The organism is Microbacterium hibisci, assembly GCF_015278255.1.
In the GTDB taxonomy this organism is placed as follows: Bacteria; Actinomycetota; Actinomycetes; order Actinomycetales; family Microbacteriaceae; genus Microbacterium; species Microbacterium hibisci.
Genome location: NZ_JADIJC010000001.1, coordinates 175,413 through 193,987, shown reverse-complemented (window position 1 = coordinate 193,987; position 18,575 = coordinate 175,413). Strand labels below are relative to the sequence as shown.

19 protein-coding genes are annotated in these 18,575 nt (G+C 68.8%); 7 read left to right on the top strand and 12 right to left on the bottom strand.

The genetic code is table 11. From position 1 onward, the window contains the following. Window positions 1-182 precede the first annotated feature (182 nt). Window positions 183-1,106 carry a 5'-3' exonuclease gene (locus tag IM770_RS00900; protein WP_203579260.1) on the top strand — a complete coding sequence of 308 codons (924 nt, stop codon included), beginning with the start codon at window positions 183-185 and terminating at the stop codon, window positions 1,104-1,106. A 51-nt stretch (window positions 1,107-1,157) separates the two neighbouring features. Here IM770_RS00900 and IM770_RS00895 read toward each other — a convergent pair whose 3' ends face one another. From IM770_RS00895 to trpD, 3 genes are all read right to left on the bottom strand, one after another. Further along, window positions 1,158-2,159, bottom strand: coding sequence for a PHP domain-containing protein (locus IM770_RS00895; RefSeq protein ID WP_203579259.1), 1,002 nt, complete (start codon window positions 2,157-2,159; stop codon window positions 1,158-1,160). 20 nt (window positions 2,160-2,179) lie between these two features. After that, a complete protein-coding gene (locus IM770_RS00890; protein WP_203579258.1) occupies window positions 2,180-2,668 on the bottom strand; it encodes an aromatic ring-opening dioxygenase LigA in 489 nt (162 codons plus the stop codon). 95 nt (window positions 2,669-2,763) lie between these two features. Continuing rightward, a complete protein-coding gene (gene trpD / locus IM770_RS00885; protein WP_203579257.1) occupies window positions 2,764-3,825 on the bottom strand; it encodes an anthranilate phosphoribosyltransferase in 1,062 nt (353 codons plus the stop codon). A 187-nt stretch (window positions 3,826-4,012) separates the two neighbouring features. On the opposite strand from trpD, the gene ctaE reads away from it, so the two are divergent. The 5 genes from ctaE (at window position 4,013) to IM770_RS00860 (ending at window position 9,056) form a co-directional block, all read left to right on the top strand. Continuing rightward, window positions 4,013-4,657 carry an aa3-type cytochrome oxidase subunit III gene (ctaE, locus tag IM770_RS00880; RefSeq protein ID WP_203579256.1) on the top strand — a complete coding sequence of 215 codons (645 nt, stop codon included), beginning with the start codon at window positions 4,013-4,015 and terminating at the stop codon, window positions 4,655-4,657. Window positions 4,658-4,677: 20 nt separating this feature from the next. Next, window positions 4,678-5,481, top strand: a complete 804-nt coding sequence (gene qcrC, locus IM770_RS00875; protein WP_203579255.1) for a cytochrome bc1 complex diheme cytochrome c subunit — start codon at window positions 4,678-4,680, stop codon at window positions 5,479-5,481. A gap of 37 nt (window positions 5,482-5,518) precedes the next feature. Continuing rightward, entirely contained in the window at window positions 5,519-6,598 is a 1,080-nt protein-coding gene (gene qcrA, locus IM770_RS00870) for a cytochrome bc1 complex Rieske iron-sulfur subunit (protein ID WP_203579254.1), read from the top strand. Between the two features lie 80 nt (window positions 6,599-6,678). Continuing rightward, window positions 6,679-8,457: a cytochrome bc1 complex cytochrome b subunit gene (gene qcrB, locus IM770_RS00865; RefSeq protein ID WP_203579847.1), complete on the top strand. Its 1,779-nt coding sequence runs from the start codon at window positions 6,679-6,681 to the stop codon at window positions 8,455-8,457. Window positions 8,458-8,636: 179 nt separating this feature from the next. Beyond that, on the top strand, window positions 8,637-9,056 hold the full coding sequence (locus IM770_RS00860; protein WP_203579253.1) for a rhodanese-like domain-containing protein: 420 nt from the start codon (window positions 8,637-8,639) through the stop codon (window positions 9,054-9,056). A gap of 233 nt (window positions 9,057-9,289) precedes the next feature. Here the strand turns inward: IM770_RS00860 and IM770_RS17795 are convergent, their stop codons facing one another. The 7 genes from IM770_RS17795 to IM770_RS00825 form a co-directional block, all read right to left on the bottom strand. After that, entirely contained in the window at window positions 9,290-10,093 is an 804-nt protein-coding gene (locus IM770_RS17795) for a CPBP family intramembrane glutamic endopeptidase (RefSeq protein ID WP_203579252.1), read from the bottom strand. 34 nt (window positions 10,094-10,127) lie between these two features. Next, window positions 10,128-10,853: a CPBP family intramembrane glutamic endopeptidase gene (locus IM770_RS00850; protein ID WP_239065597.1), complete on the bottom strand. Its 726-nt coding sequence runs from the start codon at window positions 10,851-10,853 to the stop codon at window positions 10,128-10,130. Window positions 10,854-11,114: 261 nt separating this feature from the next. Continuing rightward, the gene (locus IM770_RS00845; protein ID WP_203579250.1) at window positions 11,115-11,549 is read right to left on the bottom strand and encodes a cytochrome c oxidase subunit 4; all 435 of its coding nucleotides are present in this window, start codon (window positions 11,547-11,549) and stop codon (window positions 11,115-11,117) included. Continuing rightward, entirely contained in the window at window positions 11,550-13,313 is a 1,764-nt protein-coding gene (ctaD, locus tag IM770_RS00840; RefSeq protein WP_109209284.1) for an aa3-type cytochrome oxidase subunit I, read from the bottom strand. Then, window positions 13,313-14,215 carry an aa3-type cytochrome oxidase subunit II gene (ctaC, locus tag IM770_RS00835; RefSeq protein ID WP_203579249.1) on the bottom strand — a complete coding sequence of 301 codons (903 nt, stop codon included), beginning with the start codon at window positions 14,213-14,215 and terminating at the stop codon, window positions 13,313-13,315. The genes ctaD and ctaC overlap by 1 nt, the downstream gene beginning before the upstream one ends. Window positions 14,216-14,403: 188 nt before the next feature. Further along, the gene (erpA, locus tag IM770_RS00830; protein ID WP_109209282.1) at window positions 14,404-14,769 is read right to left on the bottom strand and encodes an iron-sulfur cluster insertion protein ErpA; all 366 of its coding nucleotides are present in this window, start codon (window positions 14,767-14,769) and stop codon (window positions 14,404-14,406) included. Between the two features lie 140 nt (window positions 14,770-14,909). Beyond that, window positions 14,910-16,310 carry a dipeptidase gene (locus IM770_RS00825; RefSeq protein ID WP_203579248.1) on the bottom strand — a complete coding sequence of 467 codons (1,401 nt, stop codon included), beginning with the start codon at window positions 16,308-16,310 and terminating at the stop codon, window positions 14,910-14,912. Between the two features lie 47 nt (window positions 16,311-16,357). On the opposite strand from IM770_RS00825, the gene IM770_RS00820 reads away from it, so the two are divergent. Beyond that, on the top strand, window positions 16,358-16,939 hold the full coding sequence (locus tag IM770_RS00820; RefSeq protein ID WP_372430623.1) for a DUF3043 domain-containing protein: 582 nt from the start codon (window positions 16,358-16,360) through the stop codon (window positions 16,937-16,939). A gap of 94 nt (window positions 16,940-17,033) precedes the next feature. Here IM770_RS00820 and IM770_RS00815 read toward each other — a convergent pair whose 3' ends face one another. Further along, the gene (locus IM770_RS00815) at window positions 17,034-18,059 is read right to left on the bottom strand and encodes a quinone-dependent dihydroorotate dehydrogenase (protein ID WP_203579247.1); all 1,026 of its coding nucleotides are present in this window, start codon (window positions 18,057-18,059) and stop codon (window positions 17,034-17,036) included. Window positions 18,060-18,077: 18 nt separating this feature from the next. After that, window positions 18,078-18,569 (bottom strand): transcriptional regulator NrdR, encoded by a 492-nt coding sequence (gene nrdR / locus IM770_RS00810; RefSeq protein ID WP_203579246.1) that lies wholly within the window; start codon window positions 18,567-18,569, stop codon window positions 18,078-18,080. Window positions 18,570-18,575: the final 6 nt, after the last annotated feature.

Sequence of the window (18,575 nt, the reverse complement as noted above, 5' to 3'; positions counted from 1 at the left end):
CGCCTCCTCTCGCGACAGCGCCCCGCGCGGGGCCTTCAGGACTGTCTCCCCACGGTGGGCGCGCGACGTGAACGGTCCGGGTGCCGACGGGCGACCGGCGCCGGTCCGGGAGGTGAACGACCGGTGACGCCCGCGGCACCCCTGTCGCTCCGGGCGTCGGCGCCGCGTGCCAGGATGAACGCGTGACCGACCGCCTCATGCTGCTCGACTCCGCGTCCCTGTACTTCCGCGCGTTCTACGGGGTGCCCGATACCGTGCGGGCGCCCGACGGCACACCGGTGAACGCGGTCCGCGGGTTCCTCGACATCATCACGCGGCTCGTGACGACCTACCGGCCGACCCACCTCGTCGCGTGCTGGGACGACGACTGGCGCCCGCAGTGGCGCGTCGACCTCATCCCCACGTACAAGACCCACCGCGTCGCCGAGGTCGTGGCGAGCGGACCCGACATCGAAGAGGTGCCCGACCCGCTCGAGGTGCAGGTGCCGGTCATCCGCGAGGTGCTCGACACCCTCGGCCTGCGGATCGTGGGCGCGCCCGCGCACGAGGCCGACGACGTGATCGGCACCCTCGCCACGATCGCGACGATGCCCGTCGACATCGTGACCGGCGACCGCGACCTGTTCCAGCTGGTCGACGATGCGCGCGACGTGCGCGTCGTGTACACCGCGCGCGGCATGAGCAACCTCGAGGTGCTCACCGACGCGCAGGTGGTCGCCAAGTACGGCGTGCTGCCCTCGCAGTACGCCGACTTCGCGACGCTGCGGGGCGACTCGTCCGACGGGCTGCCGGGTGTCGCCGGCATCGGCGAGAAGACCGCCGCCGGGCTGCTGGCGACGCACGGCGACCTCGACGGCATCGTCGCCGCGGCCGAGCGCGGCGAGGGCATGGCCGCCGGCGTGCGCGCGAAGGTGCTCGCCGGCCTCCCCTATCTCGCCGTCGCACCGCAGGTCGTGGCGGTGGTGCGCGACCTCGAGCTCGACGTGCCCGATCCGCGCCTGCGGCCGCTGGATGAACAGCAGAAGGCGGATGCCGCGGCCCTCGCCGAGCGGTGGGCGCTGGGCGCCGCGATGACGCGGATCATCGACGCGCTCGACACGGTCTGATCCGACCTCGTCATCCTCGTCGTCCTCGCCGTCCGGGGGCGCCGGCGCGCGTCACGCGCTGCGGCCGCGTCCCGTCCACTCCCGGAGGCGGTCGAGCGGCCAGGTGGTCACGATGCGGTCCGCGGGCACCCCGAGACGCTCAGCGCGCTCGGCGCCGTAGTCCAGCAGGGAGAGCTGCCCGGGCGCGTGCGCGTCCGAATCGATGGAGAAGAGGCATCCGATCTCCAGTGCGAGCGTCATCAGCTCGTCGGGCGGATCCTGCCGCTCCGGACGGGAGTTGATCTCGACCGCCACGCCGTGCGCCTCGCACGCCTCGAACACCGCCCGAGGGTCGAACGTCGACGGCGGGCGAGTGCCGCGCGACCCCTCGACGAGCCGCCCGGTCACGTGCCCGAGCACATCGGTGTGGGGGTTCGAGACGGCGGCGACGAGCCGCCGCGTCATGGGGCCGCGCTCCATCCGCAGCTTCGAGTGCGCCGAGGCGACGACGACGTCCAGCTCGCCGAGCAGCGCGGGCTCCTGGTCGAGCGCGCCGTCCTCGAGGATGTCGACCTCGATGCCCGACAGCAGCGTGAAGCCGTCGCCGCTCATCCCCGCGACGACGTCGAGCTGCTCGCGCAGGCGCTCGGGCGAGAGCCCGTTGGCGACGCGCAGGCGCGGCGAATGGTCGGTGAGCGCGAGGTACTCGTGGCCGAGCGCCCTGCCCGCAGCGACCATCAGCTCGATCGAGGTCAGGCCGTCCGACCAGTCGCTGTGTGAGTGCAGGTCGCCGCGCAGCAGCGGCCGGAGCGTCGAGACGCGCTGCCCGCCCGCGCGCTCCCGCAGATCGACGAGATAGGACGGGACCTCGCCCGCCAGCGCCTGCTGGATGACCGAGAGCGTGGAGTCGCCGATGCCCTTGCGGCGACGCAGAGCCGCGGTGTCCCGCAGCTCTGCGTCGCTGAGACCCACGATCGCGTCGGCGGCCGCACGGAACGCCTTCGACTTGTACCGCGACGACCGCTCGCGTTCGAGCAGCGTCGCGATCTCGGTGAGTGCCTCGTACGGGTTCACGCAGGTCGGGGATCGTCAGATCAGACGACGGTGGAGCGCTTGATCACCACCGGCACGCTCGCCAGCCGGTGGATCGCCCATCCGAACAGGATCGCCAGCACGCCCATGCCGGCCGCGAACAGCGCGACGCCGTAGGCGACGATCGACGTGAACAGCGACGAGCGCAGGAACGAGGCCTGCATCACGGTGGCGCGCACGGGGTCGTCCTGGTCGAGCTCGGCGTAGGTCTTGCCGTCGGAGGCGGCCAGCGCGTGCGTGTTGATGATGTCGGCCTGCACCCACGCGGTGAAGGGACCGGTCACCTGCTGGCCCTGGAACGCGGCCGCGTCGTCGGGGATGGTGATGTTCTCCGCGGTCAGCTGGTTGGTCACGCCGATCCAGGCGACGATCCCCACCACGATCAGCAGGACTCCGCCGATGATGCCGAGGATCCCGACGGCCTTGACGAGGCCGACCTTCTTCTCGGGCGGTTCGATGACGTCGGCGGTGCGGGGCTCATCCTGGCTCATGCGTCCTCCTCGGATCGGTGGTCACGGCACACGCTAGCGGCGCCGCGCCCCCGCGCGGAAGAGCGCCGCGCCGTGCAAAACCGCGCCGCGCCCGCTCAGGAGGCGAGAGCTCGCGTGGTCTCGACCCAGCGGTCGAGCGTGGCCGCCGCCGCGCCGCTGTCGATCGCCGCCGCCGCGTCGTCGCGGGCCTCGGCGAGCCGCTCGAGGATCGGCCGCTGCACCTGGGTCGCGTCGCGGAACAGCCGGTACGCGACGATGCCCGCCGCGGCGTTCAGCAGCACGATGTCGCGCACCGGTCCCTGGTCGCCGCCGAGCACCTGACGCACCACACGGGCGTTGTGGGCGGGGTCGCCGCCCAGCAGGTCGTCGATGTCGGCGAGCGGGATGCCGAGATCCCGCGGATCGAGGTCGTGCTCGTGGATGTCGCCGCGGCTGACCTCCCACAGCCGGCTGTGGCCGGTGGTGGTGAGCTCATCCAGTCCGTCGTCACCGCGGAAGACGAGGGCGGTGGCGCCTCGGGTGCGGAAGACGCCGGTGATGAGCGGTACCCGATCCAGGTGCGCCACGCCGACCGCATTCGCCTCGGCACGAGCGGGGTTGCACAGCGGGCCGAGGAAGTTGAACACGGTGGGCACGCCCAGCTCGCTCCGGGTCGCGCCGGCGTGCTTGAAGCCGGGGTGGAACGCGGCGGCGAACGCGAAGGTGATGCCCGCCCGCGAGAGCGTCTCCGCCACGGCCTCGGGCGAGAGTGTGAGATCGACGCCCAGCGCCCCCAGCACGTCAGACGAGCCCGACGACGAACTGGCGGCCTTGTTGCCGTGCTTGACGACGGGGATGCCGGATGCCGCGGCCACGAGCGCCGACATGGTCGAGACGTTCACCGTTCCGAAGCGGTCCCCTCCGGTGCCGACGATGTCGAGCACGGCGGCGTCCACCGGGAGCGGCAGGGCGGCTTCGAGGATCGCGTCCCGGAACCCGACGATCTCGTCGACGGTCTCGCCCTTTCCGCGCAGCGCGACGAGGAATCCGGCCAGCTGCGACGGCGTGGCGCTGCCCGACATGATCTGCCGCATCGCCCAGGTCGACTCCGACACGCTCAGGTCCCGCCGCTCCAGCAGCGTCGTGAGGATTCCCGGCCAGGTGTAGAGCTCCGCCATAACGCAGAAGCCTAGCCGCGCACGGGAATCGGAACCGTTTCGTGACACGGCGGCCCGCGCGCGGCGATTCTGCGTCTTCACCACGTGTTCACGGCTGAGTCGCAGGCTCCTCTTAGGTTCCCCTAAGTCTGAGCGGGGGCAAACAGATGGCCTCCGATGCGAATGCGAGGGCCGCAGATCGGCCATAATGGGGAGCGTGACGACCTCCACAGCGACCTACTCCCAGGCCATGCGGTCCGTCAAGCGGCCGGATCCGGTCGCTGTCGGCACGATCGTATGGCTCGGCAGCGAGGTGATGTTCTTCGCCGGCCTGTTCGCGATCTACTTCACCCTGCGCAACAGCTCCCCCGAACTGTGGGCGGAAGAGACGCAGCTGCTGAACATCCCCTACGCGACGGTCAACACGATCATCCTCGTGCTGTCGTCGGTCACCTGCCAGATGGGCGTGTTCGCCGCCGAGCGGTTCCAGCCGTACACGGTGAAGTCGAACAGCTTCTGGCAGCGCTGGGGCATGGTCGAGTGGTTCTGGCTCACCTTCGCCCTCGGCGCGATCTTCGTGTCGGGTCAGGTGTGGGAGTACGCCCAGCTCGTCGCCGAGGGAATGCCGATCTCCGCGAACTCGTACGCGTCGGCCTTCTACCTCACCACCGGCTTCCACGCGCTCCACGTCACCGGCGGTCTGATCGCCTTCCTCCTGGTGATCGGCCGCGCGTACGCCGTCAAGAACTTCGGGCGCAAGGAGATGACCTCCTCGATCGTCGTGTCCTACTACTGGCACTTCGTCGACGTGGTCTGGATCGCCCTCTTCCTCGTCATCTACTTCCTCAAGTGAGAGCGGAGCTGAAACCCGACATGGCACGAGAGACCACGCGCCGCTCGAAAGGCCGCCGGAGCCCCTGGGCCGCTGCGGCACTGATCGGCATCGGCCTGCTCATCACGGGCGGCGTCTACGCCGGCGCCTCCGCGGCGATGGCGGCGACGACGACCGAGACCGTCACGAACTCGGCGCTCACCGTCGAAGACGGCGAGAAGCTGTTCCAGGCGAACTGCGCGACCTGCCACGGTCTCGACGTCCAGGGCACGAACGACGGCCCGTCCCTGTACGGCGTCGGCGAGCTCGCCGTCCACTTCCAGATGAGCACCGGCCGCATGCCGCTGCAGATGCAGGGACCGCAGGCTCCGCAGAAGCCCGTGCAGTTCACGGACGAGCAGATCGCGGCGATCGGCGAGTACATCCAGTCGATCGCTCCCGGCCCGTCGTTCCCCGACGACGAAGTGCTGGACGGCGAAGGCAGGGCGTCCGAGGGCGGCGAGCTCTTCCGCATCAACTGCGCGATGTGCCACAACGTGGCCGGTGCCGGCGGCGCGCTCACCGAGGGCAAGTACGCCCCGGCGCTGCACACGACCACCCCGCTCAACATGTACGCGGCCATGGTGACCGGCCCGCAGAACATGCCGGTGTTCAACGACATGACGCTGACCACCGAAGAGAAGCGCGACATCATCACGTACCTGCTCTACCTGCAGGACAACGAGTCCGCGGGCGGCTTCTCGCTCGGCTCGCTCGGCCCCGTCTCCGAGGGCCTCTTCATCTGGATCTTCGGCATCGGCTCGCTGATCGCCATCACCGTGTGGATCACGGCGAAGTCCAACTGATCTACGTACGACACAAGCAACACTGACGAGGAGCAGCATGGCCCACGAGGACGACACGCTCGAGCACGAGAGGGCTTCCTGGAAGCCCTCCCCCGGGCTCGCCGTCGCGGTCCCCGACCCGGTGCACAACCCTGGGCTCCCCCCGCACCGCGAGCGGATCACCGACAAGGACCCCGCTGCGATGCAGCGCGCGGTGCGAACGGTCTACACGCTGTTCTACCTGTCGATCGCCGGCAGCATCTGGGCGATCGCCGCCTACATGCTCTTCCCGATCGAGAGCGGCCGGATCATCGACATCCGGAACAACAACATGTTCATCGGTCTGGGCATCGCATTCGCGCTGCTCGCCATCGGCATCGGCGCGATCCACTGGTCGAAGGCCGTCATGTCCGACAAGGAGTTCGTCGAGCCGCGTCACGCGACCCGCGGACGCGACACGACCCGCGAGGCCGCCGTCAAGGCGTTCTACGACGCCAACGAGGAGTCCGGCTTCGGACGCCGCGTGATGATCCGCAACTCGCTGATCGCGGCGCTCGTGGCCTCCGTCGTGCCGGGCGTGGTGCTGTTCCGCGGCCTTGCGCCGTTCAACTCCCCCGAGAAGCCGCACGCCGGCGACCCGGTGTACCTCCTCGAGCACACCATGTGGGAAGAGGGCATGCGCCTCGCGCACGACCCGACCGGTGAGCCGATCCGGGCCGCCGATCTCACGCTCGGCTCCGCCGTGCACGTCATCCCCGAGGCTCTCGCCGAGGTCTCGCACAGCGAGGGCTACCTCGAGGAGAAGGCCAAGGCGCTGGTGCTCCTGGTCCGTCTGCTCCCCGAGCAGCTCAACGAGCCGGACGACCGCAAGGACTGGTCGTACAACGGCATCGTCGCCTACTCGAAGGTCTGCACGCACGTCGGCTGCCCCGTGGCGCTCTACGAGCAGCAGACCCACCACCTGCTGTGCCCCTGCCACCAGTCGCAGTTCGACGTGACCGACCAGGCCAAGGTCATCTTCGGCCCGGCCGCGCGGCCGCTGCCGCAGCTGCCCATCACCGTCGACGACGAAGGCTACCTGGTCGCTCGCAGCGACTTCACCGAACCCGTCGGCCCGAGCTTCTGGGAGCGTCATTGAGTACCGGCACTCACCCCACTGAGAACGTCACTCAGGAGCCGGCCGTCTCGTCCGGTCCGCTTCCTCCGCGTGGCAAGCCGCTGGGCGGCCGATTCATCGGCGCCACGGCGAACTACATCGACGAGCGCACGAGCCTCTCCGGCTTCGTCAAGGAGCTCGGCCGCAAGATCTTCCCCGACCACTGGTCGTTCATGCTGGGCGAGATCGCGCTGTGGGCCTTCGTCGTCGTGCTGCTCTCGGGCACCTTCCTGACGTTCTTCTTCCAGGCGTCCATGGTCGAGACCCACTACGACGGGGCATACCTGCCGATGCGCGGCATCGAGATGTCGGCGGCCATGGCCTCGACGCTCGAGATCTCGTTCGATCTCCGCGGTGGCCTGCTGGTCCGCCAGATCCACCACTGGGCGGCTCTGGTGTTCATCGCCGGCATCGGCGTCCACATGCTGCGCGTCTTCTTCACCGGCGCGTTCCGCAAGCCGCGCGAGCTCAACTGGGTGATCGGCTTCATCCTCTTCATCCTGGCGCTGGGCGAGGGCTTCACCGGCTACTCGCTCCCCGACGACGTGCTCTCGGGCAACGGCCTCCGCATCATCGACGGCATGGTCAAGGGAATCCCGCTCATCGGCACCTGGACCTCGTTCCTGCTGTTCGGCGGCGAGTTCCCGGGCACCGCGATCGTCGGCCGCCTGTACACGCTGCACATCCTGCTGCTTCCGGCGATCCTCGTCGGCCTGCTCGTCGTCCACCTGATGCTGATGGTGATCAACAAGCACACCCAGTTCGCGGGCGCGGGTCGCACCAACAACGTGGTCGTCGGCTACCCGATGATGCCGGTGTACATGTCGAAGATGGGCGGCTTCCTGTTCATCACGTTCGGCGTGATCGTGCTCGTCGCCTCGCTGTTCACGATCAACCCGATCTGGAACTACGGCCCGTACGACCCGTCCCCCGTGTCGGCCGGCACCCAGCCCGACTGGTACATCGGCTTCGCGGACGGCGCACTGCGCCTCGTGCCTCCGGGCTGGGAGTTCGTGTTCCTGGACCGCACCTGGTCGTTCAACATCCTCGTGCCCCTGGTCGGGCTCGGCCTGTTCATCGTCCTGGTGATGATCTACCCCTTCATCGAGGCGTGGGTCACCGGCGACAAGCGCGAGCACCACATCGCGCAGCGTCCGCGCAACGCGGCCACCCGCACTGCCATCGGCGCGGCCGGCGTGACGTTCTACGCCGTGCTGTGGGCTGCGGCCTCCTCCGACATCATCGCCACGCACTTCTGGCTGACGATGGAGGGCGTGATCCACACGCTGCAGGCGCTGCTGATCGTCGGACCCGTCGTCGCCTACTTCGTGACGAAGCGCATCTGCATCGCGCTCCAGAAGAAGGACCGCGAGATCGCGCTGCACGGCTACGAGTCCGGTCGCATCGTCCGACTCCCGGGCGGCGAGTACATCGAGGTCCACCAGCCGGTCGACGAGTACGAGCGCTACAAGCTCGCGGCCTTCGACTCGTACGAGCCGCTCGTGGTGCGTCCCAACGCCAAGGGTCAGATCCCCTGGCACGAGAACCTCCGCGCCTCGGTCTCGCGCTGGTTCTTCGAGGACCGTCTCACGCCGGTCACGCAGGGCGAGCTCGACGCGGCGCTGGCACACCAGCACCACGACCTCGACCACATCGCGGCCGAGGAGGACGCCGAGATCCAGGGCGCTCACGAGCGCGCCGGAGTGCCGGATGCCCCGCACAAGCCGATCGACGACGGCAAGCACGGTGAGGTGCCGGTGCGCCCCTCGAACGTGATCGTCCCCGAGCCGGAGGCAGGCACCAAGGCCCCGCGCAACCGTGAGAAGGAGAGCGACCAGTAAGGTCGCCGCTTCGCAGACGGATGCCCCGGACCGATCTCAGATCGGGCCGGGGCATCCGTCATTCTGCTTCGCTCCCGACGCTCGCGTGCGCGTCGCGCCCACTCTGTTCGGCAGGAATCCGACGCGATCTGGCCGCGCATCCGAGGGGGACGGCGGCGCGCGTCGCTTAGCGTGGACGCATGACAGACGCGCTCTCCTACTTCTCCGCCAAGCTCTCCCTCGAGACCGACGCCTCCGACGTGTACGCCGCGCAGAAGGCCGGTGAGCAGTTCGTCCTCGTCGACGTGCGCGGCGACGAGGCGTGGGCGCAGGGACGCATCCGCGGCGCTCTTCACATGCCGTACCGCGAGATCGCCGAGCGTGCTCCGCGTGAGATCGACCCGTCCACGCCGGTCGTGGTCTACTGCTGGAGCCCGGGCTGCAATGCGGGCGCGAAGGGCGCGGTCGAGTTCGCGAAGCTCGGGTACGCCGTGAAGGAGATGATCGGCGGCTACGAGTACTGGGTACGCGAGGGCCAGCCGACCGAGAACGACGAGGGCGACCTCCCCCGGGTCTTCGACGCGCAGGTGATGGTCGTACGCGCGCCGGTGGCCGGCTGACACTTCTCCCCGGCCGGAGCAGGCTCACGGCGCCGGTGCGGAGCTGCTGAGGCCGACTCCCGCGCGCGTGAGGCGCGCACTGCGGCACCGGAGTGGCAGGACACCGGCGAGGCGCCGGCCTGGCCGGGCGTGACCACGGGATTCCGCACCGATGCCTGTAGATGATCGCCACACACATCAATCGCGCGTCAGAGAACGTCCGCCCCGGCCCCCGGCGGCCGAGGAACCATGCCTCAGCCCGCCTGTGCAGATGCCGCAGCCGCGCGATTGTTGCGTCGGTCTTCCCGGATGACGCTGATGATGCTGATCGTGGTCGCGATCAGTAGCAGGACTTGGACGGTCACCGGGAACGGTTCTGGACTTCCGGAGTGGTCCTGCGGCATCGATGCTGCTGGAGTGCCGGCACCGGACGCGAGGTAAAGAACCCAGTCGGTGAGCGCGTGCGCGAGCATGGCCACCCAGAGCCGCCCGGTCACGCGTCGCACCCAGTAGTACGAGGCTCCGGCCGCGGCGAGGAACGAGACCTGGAAGGCGATGGCGGCGATCGGGACGCCGGCGATGATGCTTCCGGGAATGTGCGCGAGCGCGAACACTGCGCTCGTTGCGAGAAGCGCGACGAGCTCGCCGTGTCGGGCCCGGACGGCGGTCAGCAGGACGCCGCGGATGACGAGCTCCTCTCCGAATCCGACCATGAGTGTTCCGGCGGCGATGATGAGGATGTAGCCGATGGAGCGCGATCCCCAGGGGATGTCCCCCAGCTGACTCATGGGCAACAGCACGACGAGGACGGGAATGGAGACGAGCCACCAACGCCGTGGAGTCAGCGTCGGGGTCGGTCGCTCCCGCCAGACGTCCTGGCCCCACCCCGCCCAGCGCAGGAACAGCAGCAGCCCGACGATCGCGATCGCGAGCGGGATGAAATGCCCCAGCGCGAACTGCGCAAGCTCCTGGTCGTCGCTGACCAGTCCACTCAACAGGTCGCCGAGGCCGGCGGCCACGAGAACGTAGAGGGCGACGATCGCGAGCGCGAGCCACACGCTCCGTGGACGCCCGGCCGTCACAGGTACGCCGTCAGGCACGAGCGTCGATCCGCTCGTCCGCGCCGCGGATGACGAATACGACGGTCGCGAGGGCGAGGACACCGGCGGCCAGGTACACGATCGACCCGACGCCTGCGAGGGGTCCCGGTGTGCCATGTCCGACGGCGAACACCGAGAAGTCCCACAGGCCGTGCAACACCATGGACCATATGAGGGTGCCGGTGGTCCTGCGCAACATGTAGAAGATCGTGCCGCCGAGGAATGCGAAGCCCACCTGCTGCAACGTAGAAGCGAGATCCTGACCGGTCGCGGCATTGATCAGATGCATGAGAGCGAACAGCGCCGTGGTGAGGAACCACACCCAACCCTCGCTCAGCCTGCTGCGCAGCGAGGTGAGCAGCAGCCCGCGAGTGGTGAGCTCCTCGGTGAAGCCGACGAGGATGAGCACGATCGACGCAGCGAAGAACGCGCCGTCGTACGATCCCCAATCGGTCGCGGCAAGATTGATCAGCAATGCAACAGCCATGAGAATCGGCGCGATGATCGGCCACCGGACGCTGCGCTTCCGCTCGTGCAGTGCGGGACGCCACCAGCCGAGCAGGGTTGTCGTGATCGCGAGCAGGATCGCGGCGATGATCAGCGAGAGTCCGACGCCAAGGAACAGATTGCCCCCGCTCTCGCCCAGATCGGTGTACGAAACCCCGCTCAGCCGCTGCACCAGGAACACGACCGCCACATATCCGGCGTAGATCGCCAAACCGATCCACACGCGAGGTCTCACCTTGAGGATCTCAGTCACGGGGTACATCCTTGCAGCGCCACGTTTCCCCCAGATGAATCCTGAGCGTTGCAGTCGGTCTCTCGGTCAGCCGGAGACATCCTCGGACACGCGCCAGGTGGTTGCGAGGGGCTGTCCGACGTCGACGTCCGCCGCCGCACGCGGACGCGAAAGGGGCTCCGTCGATGACGGAGCCCCGTTCGTGTCACAGGCAAGCCATGCTGCCCGGCAGAAGCCGGATCAGCGGGCGAAGTAGCCGCGGTAGTACTCGTACACCCAGCCGACGATCGCCACGACGAACACGGCGATGCCGATGGGCATGAGCCAGGTGCCGACGGCCAGGCCGATCATGCCCAGCGCGGCAGAGAAGGCCAGGACGATCGGCCACCACGACCACGGGCTGAACTCCCCGAGCTCGGGGTCGCCGTCGTCGATGTCGGACGTGAGGATGTCTTCAGGCAGCTCGCCGCCCTGCGCCTTGTGCACCTTGCCGATGTAGAACGCGATCAAGGCGCCCATGAGAGCGGTGAACAGCAGGGCGACGCTGCCGACCCACTCGATGGCGTTGTACCACGGCACGCTCGGGTGCGCGACGATGTTCCACCCGGTGTAGAGGATCGCCACCACGAGGAAGAAGACGGCCAGAAGCCACCAGAGTCCGGTGTTCGTGCGCACTTACTTCACCTCTCCATCGGCGAGATCGGCAACCGGGGCTTCGGGTGCGTCCTTCGCCGGGCCGACGCCCACCGGGATGCCTGCCTCGGGGTGGTTCAGGTCGAACGCGGGCCGCTCGCTGCGGATGCGCGGGATCGACGTGAAGTTGTGACGAGGCGGCGGGCACGAGGTCGCCCACTCGAGCGACGCGCCGTAGCCCCACGGGTCGTTGACGGTGACCTTGGGAGCCTTGCGCGAGGTGATCCAGACGTTGAACAGGAACGGGATCATCGAGGCGCCCAGGATGATGGCGCCGATCGTCGACACCTGGTTCTGCCACGTCCAGCCGTCTGCCTCCGAGTAGTCGGCGTAGCGGCGCACCATGCCGTCCACGCCGAGCCAGTGCTGGATGAGGAACGTCATGTGGAAGCCGATGAACAGCATCCAGAAGTGGACGTAGCCGAGGCGCTCGTTGAGCATCCGCCCGGTCCACTTCGGCCACCAGAAGTAGAAGCCGGCGAACATCGCGAACACGACGGTGCCGAACACGACGTAGTGGAAGTGCGCCACGACGAAGTACGAGTCGGACAGTGCGAAGTCGAGGGGCGGCGACGCGAGGATCACGCCGGTGAGCCCGCCGAACACGAACGACACGAGGAAGCCGAGCGCGAAGACCATCGGCGTCTCGAACGTCACCGAGCCGCGCCACATCGTGCCGATCCAGTTGAAGATCTTCACGCCCGTCGGCACCGCGATGAGCATCGTCATGAGCGCGAAGAACGGCAGCAGGACCGCGCCCGTGACGTACATGTGGTGCGCCCACACGGCCACCGACAGGGCGGCGATCGCGATGGTCGCGTACACGAGCGTCTTGTAGCCGAAGATCGGCTTGCGGCTGAAGACCGGGAAGATCTCCGACACGATGCCGAAGAACGGCAGCGCGATGATGTACACCTCGGGGTGCCCGAAGAACCAGAACAGGTGCTGCCACAGCAGGACGCCGCCGTTGGCCGGGTCGTAGATGTGGGCGCCGAGCACGCGGTCCGCCGCGGCGGCCAGGATCGCGGCGGCGAGCACCGGGAAGGCCATCAGGATCAGGATGCTGGTGACCAGGGTGTTCCACGAGAAGATCGGCATGCGCCACATGGTCATGCCGGGCGCGCGCATCGTGATGATCGTCGTGATGAAGTTCACCGCGCCGAGGATCGTGCCGAAGCCGCTCATACCGAGGCCGAGCATCCAGAGGTTGCCGCCGGCGCCCGGCGAGAACGAGGCGTTGGCGAGCGGCTGATACGCGAACCAGCCGAACGAGGCCGCACCCTGCGGGGTGAGGAAGCCGGCGACGGCGATCGTGGAGCCGAACAGGAACAGCCAGAAGGCGAACGCGTTCAGACGCGGGAAGGCGACGTCGGGCGCGCCGATCTGCAGCGGCAGGATCGCGTTCGCGAAGCCCGCGAACAGCGGGGTCGCGAACATCAGCAGCATGATCGTGCCGTGCATCGTGAAGAGCTGGTTGTACTGCTCCTTCGTCGGGATGATCTGCATCCCGGGCTCGAAGAGCTCCGCACGGATGATCAGCGCCATCACTCCACCGAGGAGGAAGAAGATGACGGACGAGATCAGGTACAGGTAGCCGATCGTCTTGTGGTCGGTGGACGTGATCCACTTGACGATGATGTTGCCCTTCTGCTCGACGCGCGAAGCGCTGAGCAGGGCCGCCTGTCGCGGCGGCAGGGTGGTCGGACGCCCCTGGGACGTCTCCTGAAGCGGAAGCGTCGTCGCCATCAGTGGTCCACCTCTTCCACGTTCTCATTCACCGAACCGCCCGTGCCGGGCAGGTTCTGAAGTCGGTCGTATTCGTCGTTGATGTCGCCGGTCTGACCGGCGTCGCGCAGGGAGCCGAGGTACTCCTCGTACTCGGACTCGCTGACGACCTCCACGTTGAAGAGCATCATCGAGTGGTACTCGCCGCACAGCTCGGCGCACTTGCCGGCGTACGTGCCCTCTCGCGTCGGCGTGAAGGACCAGAAGTTGTCCTTGCCGATGTACATGTCCTTCTTGTACAGGAAGTCGATGATCCAGAACGAGTGGATCACGTCGCGCGACTGCAGCTTGATCTGCACCTTCTGGTCGACCGGGAGCACCAGCGTGGGCAGCTCGCTCACGATGTCACCGCGGTCGTTGGTCTGCGCCTGGACGCCCATGGTCCAGACGGTGTCGTCGTCGGTCTCGCCGTCGTACTGGAAGTCCCACGACCACTGCTTGCCGATCGCGGTGATCTCGACGTCCGCCTCGTCGCCGTACTGCGTCTCGAGGATCGTCTGGTCGCGCGCCGTGAAGGCGAAGAACCCGATCACGAGGATGAGCGGCACGATCGTGTAGAAGATCTCGATCGGCATGTTGTAGCGCAGCTGCACCGGCAGGCCCATCTGGCCCTTGCGACGCCGGTAGGCGATCGCCGCCCATCCCATGAGGCCCCACGTGATGACGCCGACGACCAGCAGCACGATCCACGAGTTGACCCACAGGCCGGCGACCATGTCGGTGTGGTTGGTGGCCGGCTGGCCGTCTTCGGTGAACCCGGGGAGGAAGCCGTGCAGCTCGGTCGGGGTGCATCCGGCGAGGACTGCTGCCGCTGCGATCCCAACGGGAAGAGCGGCCCAGCGGATACGGCGTTTCGAAGGCACGGTGCACCTTTCCGATCACGAACAGGACTCTCGCCAGTCTAGGGCAAGCGCCCAGGGGATTCAGGCCATCCCCCCAGGTTGAATCGTGTCGCAGGAACAGAAAACGGCGGGCCCGGGCGCCATTCGAAGCGCACCGGACCCGCCGGAAAAGTGGCCCGATCGTTAGCCGACCGGAGCGCGGCCCGTTCTCAGTGGAAGCTGTCGCCGCAGGCGCACGAGCCCGCCGCGTTGGGGTTGTCGATCGTGAACCCCTGCTCCGAGATCGTGTCCTTGAAGTCGATCGTCGCGCCGTCCAGATACGGCACGCTCATGTCGTCGACGATCACCTCGACGCCGTCGAAGTCGACCGTCTTGTCGCCGTCGAGGTACCGCTCGTCGAAGTAGAGCTGATAGATCAGGCCGCTGCAGCCACCCGGCTGCACGGCGACGCGCAGCCGCAGGTCATCGCGGCCCTCCTGCTCGAGCAGGTTCTTGACCTTGCCGGCGGCGGCGTCGGTCAGCAGCACACCGTGGTCGCGCGCGGTCGGCTCGGTCGTCAGTGCGGTGTCGGTCATGGCACTCCTCCGGACGGGCCGCCGAGTCGCGTCGACCGAGGTGTCGGACGTCCACTGCCGGCGGCGGGATGCCTCGATTCTACGCGCGCCGGCCGGGAGGAGGCTCCGAGCCCGGCGTGGCACGCCGGGCCCGGCTCCGCCTATGCCTGCGCGGCGCGCCGGTCGAGCTTCTCCAGCAGGAGCGCCTCGGCCGCGACGGCGTTGCGGAACGTCTCGAGGTGGAGCGACTCGTTCGGGCTGTGCGCCTTCGCGTGCGGGTCCTCGACGCCGGTCACGAGGATCTGCGCGCCGGGGAACTCTCGCACGAGGTCGGCGATGAAGGGGATGGAGCCGCCGACGCCGATGTCGACGGACTCGACGCCGTACCCCTCGTGGAGCGCCTCGCGCGCCGCCGCCACCGCCCAGCCGGATGTGTCGACCAGGAACCCGTCACCGAAGTCGTGGTCGCTGAACTCGAGCTGGGCCCCGAACGGCGCGTGGTCGCGCAGGTGGGCCTCGATCGCCGCATAGGCCTCTCGGGCGGTCTGGCCGGGTGCGACGCGGGCGCTGATCACCACGGCGATCTCGGGACTCAGCGTGTTCGACGCGTTGACGACGCTCGGCGCGTCGATGCCCGTGACCGTGATCGAGGGCTTGTTCCAGATGCGGCTGAGGATCGTTCCCCGGCCGATCGGCGAGACGCCCGCCGGGAGCCCGGCCTCGTCGCGCAGGGTCTCCTCGGTGTAGTCCGGAGTCTCGGCATCCCGCTCCGTGAGCCCCGCCACCGCGACCGCACCCGTGTCGTCCCACAGCGTCGACAGCAGCTTGACCGTCGCCATCATCGCGTCGGGCACCGCTCCCCCGAACATCCCGGAGTGGGAGGCGTGCTCGAGCGTGCGCACGCGCATCGTGAAGCGCGTGTTGCCACGCAGCGACACCGTCAGAGCCGGCGTCTTGTCATCCCAGTTGCCGGAGTCGGCGACGACGATGACGTCGGAGCGCAGGGCGTCGGCGTTGTCGGACAGGAACTGCGCGAACGAGCGCGACCCGGCTTCCTCCTCGCCCTCGAAGAACAGCACCACGCCGAGATCGAAGTCCTCGCCGACGGCCTCCTTGAGCGCGCGCAGCGCGGCGAGGTGCGCCATGACGCCGGCCTTGTCGTCCGCGGCGCCGCGGCCGTACAGGCGGCCACCGCGGACCGTGGGTTCGAAGGGAGACGACTCCCACAGCGACTCGTCGCCGACGGGCTGCACGTCGTGGTGCGCGTACAGCAGGATCGTCGGCCGCCCGTTGCGGGCGCGACGGGTGGCGAGCACGGCGGGGTTGCCCTGCTCCCCCGTCTCGGGCACGACCGCCGTCTTGATCTCGACGGTCTCGAACAGGCCCGTCTCGCCCACGAGTGCCGCCACCGCCTCCGCGCTGCGCTGCACCTGAGCGGCGTCGAATCCCGGAAAGGCGACGGAAGGGATGCGCACCAGATTGCCGAGGTCGGCAAGGGCGGAGGGGATGCCGGTGGCCGCGGCATCGCGCACGGCATCCTGGCGAGAAAGCTCTGAGGTCATGCGGGTAATCTTAAGTGCACCCCTTCTCTGCGTATCGAGGATCACCCGTGGCCAAGAACTCCGAATCCGTGCCGAACGACGTCCCCTCCGAGGGCACCGTCCTGAACGGCACGCCCGTCGGCAAGGGCCGCGCCACGCCGTCCCGCGCCGAGCAGGAGGCCGCGCGCAAGCGCCCCCTCGTCGCCGACACCAAGGAGGCGAAGGCCCGCGCAAAGGCCGACCTCGCCGCGCAGCGCGAGAAGGCCCGCCTAGGCATGGCCAACGGCGACCCGCGTTACCTGCCCGCCCGCGACCAGGGACCGCAGCGCAAGTTCGCGCGCGACTGGGTCGACGCCGGCTGGCACCTCGGCGAGGCGGTCATGCCCGCGATGGTGCTCGTGATCCTCGCGACGTTCCTGCCGATCCCCGCGCTCCAGTACTACGCGTTCGTGGGTCTGTGGATCTTCATCTTCTTCGTGATCGGCGACATGGTCCTCACGTCGATCACGGTCAAGCGCGCCGTGAAGAAGAAGTTCGGCGCCGACAGGATGGAGAAGGGCCTCGGCTGGTACGCGGCCATGCGCACCGTCCAGATGCGGTTCCTCCGTCTGCCGAAGCCGCAGGTCAAGCGCGGCCAGAAGCCGGCCTGAGCTCAGTCCGGTCCGGTCCGGTCTCGGTCGCTTCGGCCGCGCCGCGCACGCCCGCCTCGGCCGCTCCGCCCTCGGCGCGCTGTGCGGCTCCCCCTCAGCCCCGCTTCGCCAGGCCCCGGCTGATCTGGCGCGCCCAGAGCGGCCCGCGGTACAGGAACGCGGTGTAGCCCTGCACGAGGGTGGCTCCGGCATCCAACCGCTCCTGCACGTCGGCGGCGGTCTCCACTCCGCCCACCGAGATCACGCAGAAGTCGGCGGGCACCGTGTCGCGGAGAATCCGCAGCACCTCCAGTGCGCGATCCTTCAACGGCGCCCCGGAGAGTCCGCCGTCCCCCGCGGCGGCGACGGTGGCGGCATCCGTCACGAGGCCCTCGCGGGAGATCGTCGTGTTGGTGCCGATGATGCCGGCGAGCCCGGTGTCGACCGCCAGACGGGCGATCGCGACGATCTCGTCGTCGGGCAGATCCGGGGCGATCTTCACCAGCAGCGGGGTGTCGCCGGCCGCGTCGCGCACGGCTTCGAGGAGGGGTCGCAGCGTCTCGACCGCCTGCAGGCCGCGCAGGCCGGGGGTGTTCGGCGACGACACGTTGACCACGAGGTAGTCGGCGAGGGGGGCGAGCAGCGTCGCGCTGCGCACGTAGTCGGCGGTCGCGTCGGCGACGTCGACGACGCGGCTCTTGCCGATGTTGACACCCAGCACCGTCCGGTGCGAGCGCTTGCGCAGCCTGCGCAGGCGCACCGCAGCGGCCTCGGCGCCGTGGTTGTTGAAGCCCATGCGGTTGACCACGGCGCGGTCGGGGATCAGGCGGAACAGCCGGGGCCGCGGATTGCCGTCCTGCGGGATCGCCGTCACCGTCCCGACCTCGACGTGCCCGAAGCCGAGCGCGTGCAGGCCGGAGGCCCCCTTCACGTCCTTGTCGAAGCCGGCGGCGACGCCGAACGGAGACGCGAACGTCAGGCCCAGCGCGGAGGTGGCGAGCCCCGGATCCGGACGCGTCACGGCGCGAGCCGCCCACGAGAACGGCCGGACTCCCAGCACCCGGATCACGACCATCGCGGCGTGGTGGGCGGTCTCGGGATCCATGCGCGACAGCACGGTGCGGAAGAGGAGGGGATACATCCCTCTTAGGCTATCCGGTCACTCGGAGGCGGCCGCGGCGCGGGCTTCCCGCGTGGGCGCACGGCCGTGGTCGACACGCAGCTGCTCGATCGCCGCCTCGAAGTCCTCGAGCGAGTCGAACGCCTGGTAGACGCTGGCGAACCGGAGGTACGCGACCTCGTCGAGGTCGCGCAGCGGTCCGAGGATCGCCAGCCCGATCTCGTTCGCATCGAGCTGCGACGCGCCCGTCTGGCGGATGCTCTCCTCCACCGTCTGCGCCAGCACCGCGAGATCGGCGTCGGTGACCGGACGCCCCTGGCAGGCCTTGCGCACCCCCGACATCACCTTCTCGCGGCTGAACGGCTCGATCACGCCGGAGCGCTTGATGACGTTGAGGCTGGCGGTCTCGATGGTCGTGAAGCGACCGCCGCATTGCGGGCATTGACGACGGCGACGGATGCTGAGACCGTCGTCGCTGGTACGCGAATCGATGACGCGCGAATCGGCGTGGCGGCAGAACGGGCAGTGCATGGCAGA

Bases quoted from the DNA above. Each gene is read 5' to 3' on its own strand.
- IM770_RS00890 (WP_203579258.1), bottom strand. From the start codon at position 2,668: ATGAGCCAGGATGAGCCCCGCACCGCCGACGTCATCGAACCGCCCGAG.
- trpD (WP_203579257.1), bottom strand. From the start codon at position 3,825: ATGGCGGAGCTCTACACCTGGCCGGGAATCCTCACGACGCTGCTGGAG.
- ctaE (WP_203579256.1), top strand. From the start codon at position 4,013: ATGGGGAGCGTGACGACCTCCACAGCGACCTACTCCCAGGCCATGCGG.
- qcrC (WP_203579255.1), top strand. From the start codon at position 4,678: ATGGCACGAGAGACCACGCGCCGCTCGAAAGGCCGCCGGAGCCCCTGG.
- qcrA (WP_203579254.1), top strand. From the start codon at position 5,519: ATGGCCCACGAGGACGACACGCTCGAGCACGAGAGGGCTTCCTGGAAG.
- IM770_RS00860 (WP_203579253.1), top strand. From the start codon at position 8,637: ATGACAGACGCGCTCTCCTACTTCTCCGCCAAGCTCTCCCTCGAGACC.
- ctaD (WP_109209284.1), bottom strand. From the start codon at position 13,313: ATGGCGACGACGCTTCCGCTTCAGGAGACGTCCCAGGGGCGTCCGACC.
- erpA (WP_109209282.1), bottom strand. From the start codon at position 14,769: ATGACCGACACCGCACTGACGACCGAGCCGACCGCGCGCGACCACGGT.
- IM770_RS00825 (WP_203579248.1), bottom strand. From the start codon at position 16,310: ATGACCTCAGAGCTTTCTCGCCAGGATGCCGTGCGCGATGCCGCGGCC.
- IM770_RS00815 (WP_203579247.1), bottom strand. From the start codon at position 18,059: ATGTATCCCCTCCTCTTCCGCACCGTGCTGTCGCGCATGGATCCCGAG.
- nrdR (WP_203579246.1), bottom strand. From the start codon at position 18,569: ATGCACTGCCCGTTCTGCCGCCACGCCGATTCGCGCGTCATCGATTCG.